Raw genomic sequence first — 5,822 nt, 5'->3', positions numbered from 1 at the left:
TCTTTGAATTTTCATCCGATTTGCCATAGTCTTAAATTCCGGCCAAATCTTCTGTCGTACTTGTTCATCATCTAAAAAAATCTCCCAATCATCTTTAATATTCTCAGCATACGATATCCGATCTACAAACTCAGCTACCATTGCATAAGCTAACTGTTTAGGTTCAGATAATAACTTGTCTAAATCAGATTTACATAAATCAACCACCAATTTATGTTTTTTCTGAATTTCTATCAAAACTTTGTCCGAATCTTCAGCATTATTAGTAGAAATTTCCTGCTCCATTTTCTGGAGTAAAAGTTTTGACTTAAGTTTTTGTTCTTCAGGTACATCATCCGAATTTAAAATACCAGGTAAAAGTTTTTTCCACAATTCTTCAATTTTCTCTATTGTAGGAAACTTAGCCCCCATTTCTTTAATATCAAATTTATCAGGATTTAATATTTCTTCCAATTCCGACCACAATATTTCCAAATCGGGAGTTAAATTCAGAGGATTTTTATCGGGGGTAAGTCTATTAATATGTTGCCTGACTTGACGCTGAATAATACCTGCATAAGATACGTTAAAAGCGGAAATAGTTTTAAACCCTAACTTGAGATTAATTAAATCCGATGGAATATGGTCTGCCATCCATTTTAGAAAGTCAATTTCTCGCGCATCAGTTAATCCTCCTAGTTGCACTTCATCAGTTAATAACCAGGCTATTTCTGATTTAATCATGTCCAAATAATCTTGAATTTTTCCATCTAGAAATAAGAATTGTTTGGATAAATCTGTTCTGACAATATGTAGATAACGACTGTAAGCTTCGGTATATAAACCCAATCTGTTTCTATCTTTTTTGATTTGCTCTACAGACTTAGGAATAGATGGCAGTTTGTTGCAATTTTCTATCACTTCATTTACTTCTTTTTGGAAAGTTTCATCTGTTTTATTACTTGCCAACTCAATTTCTTCCAAATATGGCTGTAAAGTATTAGTTAATTTATCCCAAAATTGCTTAAACGACTTCTGAAAAAGTCTTTTATCTCCAGCATATTGTTGTAGAGCAGAACTAGCTTTTTCTAATTCTGCTTGCAAATTCTTCCTTAACTGAATCAACTTATTTTCAAAAGTTAGGGCATATTTATGGTCTAACTCAGTAATATTTTCTGTCAAATACTGCAAGATTTTTTCTAACACATTCGCCGTTTCTTCCTTATTAGCACAGTCAGCAATAATGCAGTTAGCAAACTCCATCTTTGTATCTGAAAGTTTATTGAAAAAACCCTGACAATTTCTGGAATTATCTCCTTGTTCCGAGTCAGGAGCAGTTTGATTGAGAATTAAAAATGACCACCTTGATAAAGGAATTGCAGGTATTCCTTTTTTAGCTCGGTCGTAGAGACCTAAATCAGCATTTTTATCCCAATAATCTCCCCCAGCGTTAGGTTTTCGCACAAACAAAACAAAGTCTACATCTTCACTCAAAACTTTAATCATTCGCTCTACATCACCTACCCCTGTATCACCTAAACCAGGTAAGTCTACTACTGCTATTTGACCAATATCTGAATGAGGAAACTGACATTCAATTTCTACTTTTTTGACAGCTAAATAATTGTAGTAAACTTGTTTGCCTGTAATGTCGTCTTGAGCAACATACTCTCTAATTTTTTCCTGGGAAATTGGAAAAATTGGTTTAAGCTCTAAGACGTTTTTGTATTCGTGATAATGTTCTTTATACCGTTTTAAATATTCATATTTTGCTTGGTCTACTGCCGTGTCAATATTATTTGGTAATGCGGGTAAACCCTTGTTAATAAAATCTGAAAGTTTTGTTGGTTTTGTTCCAAGTGGTAAATCTTCGTAGTAAAGCTTAATAACTTCTTCTAGTAAACTTTTTTCGGAGTGAGAGTAGACTTTTCCTCTAGTTTCTTGCACTTCTGGTTGATGATAAATAATACTCATAACTCCCGTGCAATGTTGTCCACTTCCGTCAGGAATTTCATTGGGAGTTAATCCTGTTAAAGTCTGTAAAAATTTACTTTTACCTTGTCTTGGTCTACCAACTACACCAATATTTAGAGTATGGCGATAAAAGCGTGCTTTAAGTTTACTAATTGTCGTTAAGTTAGTTCTGATATCTGCCTCTATTTTCTCCAAATTAATTTCTTGTAAATTTGCTGACGTTTGAGCATCATTAAGCTCAGGAAGAAAATTATTTCGTTGCTTAATTAGCTGTTGAATACTTTGCTGTAGAGAAGTCAAATGAGTCTCTACTTTTTCAACTCTCTTAGCTAGAGGTTCACGTTTTTCTATGATGCTTTTAATTTTTGAGGATATATCAGTAACCATAAACTGTCTTTAATTATGGGTTTGCCTTGAGTATTCTTATTTAATAGCCTAGTCTAACATAGAAGAAAATTTAAAGCTTTTATATATAGCGATTTCTCAGCTCAAAAAAATCTCTAAAATTCCCTCAATAAAAAGGCTATATAAACAAAATAATCAAAACAGATTAGAAGATTTAAAAAGTTAATACAACTATGCAATTTATTCGGCGTAATATTACTTTCAATTCCTTTAAGGCAACCTCATTCTTTGATTTGATTAGGCGAACTACTGTCAATCATTTCAATTCCATTGATTCCTCTGTTAAGTCAATTCATTTTTTAAGTCAATTCATTATTCTGATTGTTTATATACAGAAATCTAAATTTATAATGATAACTTTTTGTGAAATATCTTTACTCAGTAATAACTTTAATGCAGGTATAATAATAATATCTCATTGAAAAAGGCAGAAGGCAGAAGGAAAAATTGCTCATGGATAATCAACGACCTAGCACTTCATGTCTACAAATCCCAAACAATTTTAAACACCGTTTAGATGGTGAAGAATTAAATCTGCAAAAGAAAAGATAAAATATTAAATATATATACCTATGGATACTGCAAAAATTAGCACCGAATCAGTTAATCTGCTATCTGTTATTACTGGAAATAAGTTGAGTAAGAAGGATATTAATCCACCAGTATTATTTCTGGCAAATTTGGTCATCATACTGATAGGTGTTATTTATGCAGATGGGAAAGTAGCAGAGGAAGAAAGAGCGAGATTAAAAATTACCCTCCATAAATTTATTCCGCCAAAAGGAAATATCTTGGAATTAACTAAATTAATGATTCAAGGAGTATCAAAGCAACATCTTTACAAAAAAATTGAGGCGATTTTAACACTGACTTATCCTCTGTCTCCTCCAGAAAAATTGTTATTAATTTGCTTTGGTTATGAAATGTCTGCTGCTGATGGAAATATTGATGTACGAGAGAAAAAATATTTGGAAATTATTAGTCGTAAGTTAGGCATTAAAACTAAACATTTGCAGGTACTAGAAGCGGGTTTTACTCATCAAGAAAGTTTCGCCCATAAGGCGATAGATGAAGTGGCATATTTACTGAATCCAGCACGTTTCCATCAGTTAGATAATATTTTTGTCAAAGCTGCTAGTGAAATGCTAAATTCACTCTTACCTAACTACAATCAAAATCAAAATCAAAAAGATCGGCCTCAACAAACTATAGTTTATCAAAGATTAAAAGAGTTTCAAACACATAAACAACAATTGCATAATCTTTGCTCCGAAATTTATCAAATAGTTGCAGTATCAAATGAGAGAGATTTACTGCCAAATACTTTAATATCTGAGGTAGGTAAAGTCTCCGAAAAAATACAATCCCAAAAATTTAGAGTTGCAGTAGTTGGAGAATTTAGTCAAGGTAAATCAACCTTATTAAATGCTTTGCTAGGAGAAGAAATTCAACCAGTTAGAGAAATTCCTTGCAGTGGCACAGTTACAGTTTTAAAATATGGCGAACAAAAGCGAGTTATTTGTCGTTATAAAAATGGTGATGAGATAGAAATTTCTTTAGAAGAATATCGGGAAAAATCTACTATTTCAGAATCAGCAGCTTTAGGAAATATGAGTCAAGAATTAGCGCACTCAGAGCTAGAATCAATATCTTTTGAACATCCAGATTTAGAGTTATGTAAGAGTGGGGTAGAAATTGTTGATTCTCCTGGTTTAAATGAACATCCAGACCGTAAAATTGTTACTCAAAAATTAATAAAAGATACGGATGCTGTGATTTTTTTAACTAATGCTTCTCGTTCATTAACTCCAGGGGAACGAGAGTTACTTCAAAGTTTGAAATTGCAGTTAAATGGGAATCAAATTGATTTACCTGCAGATAATTTATTTGTGTTGGTAAATTTTCTAGATTTGGTCAGGAGTGAAAAATATCGTCAGCAAATTAGAAAGAGTTTAGAAAATTTTGTCTTTGGTGAAAAACCGATTATTGCGGGTGAAAATCGTTTACATTTTATTTCCGCTCAAGCTGCTTTGGATGCAACTTTAGAAGATGAAAAAAATGAATATTTGACCTATTTTTATAATTTCACAAAGTCCATAGAAAATTTTCTTACTGTTGAGCGAGGTGTTGTAGCAATTCAACAATTTGTCACGAAGATTAATAGTTTAATTTCTGAGGTAATAAAAGGATTAGAACAAGCAGAAAAAATTTTAGATGGTCAGGTGTATTTGTCAGAGGAGGCAAAACAGAAAATATTGGAAAAAATAGAAAAAGCAAGTGAAGGGGATGTGAAAATTTTATCAACTACTGAAAAACTGAAAGATAAGAGTATTAAAAAAACTGCTGAAGTATGGGATAAATGGACAGAAGAATTGAGCGATCGTTTATCTGAAAAAATTAATGAATGGGATTCAGAACATTCACCTCTTTGGGATAGAGAAAAAGTTATCAAAGATTATGCTGAAGGATTTACAAGTTCTCTTTCTACAGAATTAGAAAACTGGGGGAATACAGAAGTAAAGAAAATTGTGGTGAATAATTTACAGATTTTAAGTAAAGAAGTTTGCCAAAATTTAGAGGTTGTTAGAATGAATTTACAAGAGGTTGACGATCAAGTAAATTCTAATTTGAATGAGCAATTTAATTTGGCAATTGAAAATATTATGGCAGATGAGTTAGATATAAATTCTGTAATTAAGTTAGAGGGATATGATGATAATGGAGGTGGTTTATGGGAAGGATTACAACTAGGTGGTCTGACGGCAGGTGCATTATTTATGTTTACAGGACTAGGAATTTTACCTATTATTATAGCCGGGGGAGCAGTGGCTTTGATTAGTTCATTTTTTGGTATTAGTGGTGATGAAGAAAAAGCAGATACGAAGATCAAAAAACAAGTTTATGATGTAGGTTTTCAAAAGTTTCAGGAATCTTCAGAAGAAATACTTGATAAAGTTTGTGACAATATTGCTGAAGTTTTTTACACTCAATTTAAATCCGTAAGTACGGCGATCGAACAGGCAATCTTGCTTTATGAAAATCTCCTAGAACAACAAGATAAAGCTCACAAAGAAACTCAGTCACAACTAAAAGTTGAAAAAGCATTTATATCTGCTAAACAACAGCAACTTACACAAATACAAAAGCAGCTTGAAATAACCTTAAATCAAATTAATGGGAGTCGTTAACAAAGTTAGAAGTCAGAAATTGTTTTTGTAACGGGAATTTGAGCAAGTCTCCAAAAATATTTCTCCTTAAAAGACGGGGTTGTGCGACTCAATTATTTTGATCAACTGCTATTAACTTAAATGAAAAAGGAAGAGGGAAAAATATTACCTTGTCTGAGTGTTAAGCTTTCGATCTGTGCTAACCTTTTCTTCGACTACTATAATTTAAAAGGAATATAGCAGTAAGCATTCAGCCGTCAGCGCTTCAGCGCTTCAGCTATTGCTTTTAGTGAGCGA

At 32.4% G+C, this 5,822-nt stretch carries 2 protein-coding genes; one reads left to right on the top strand and one right to left on the bottom strand.

The window, feature by feature from the left end; translation table 11 throughout:
* On the bottom strand, window positions 1–2,340 hold a 2,340-nt coding region (locus tag AC3DU7_RS22965; RefSeq protein ID WP_488041615.1), incomplete at its 3' end, for a hypothetical protein.
* A gap of 590 nt (window positions 2,341–2,930) precedes the next feature.
* Here AC3DU7_RS22965 and AC3DU7_RS22960 point away from each other — a divergent pair.
* On the top strand, window positions 2,931–5,546 hold the full coding sequence (locus AC3DU7_RS22960) for a dynamin family protein (RefSeq protein ID WP_488041614.1): 2,616 nt from the start codon (window positions 2,931–2,933) through the stop codon (window positions 5,544–5,546).
* Window positions 5,547–5,822 lie beyond the last annotated feature (276 nt).

This window comes from Okeania sp. (genome assembly GCF_983059655.1).
Note: the sequence above shows the minus strand (reverse complement) of the source record. Positions and strands in the feature narration are given on the sequence as shown.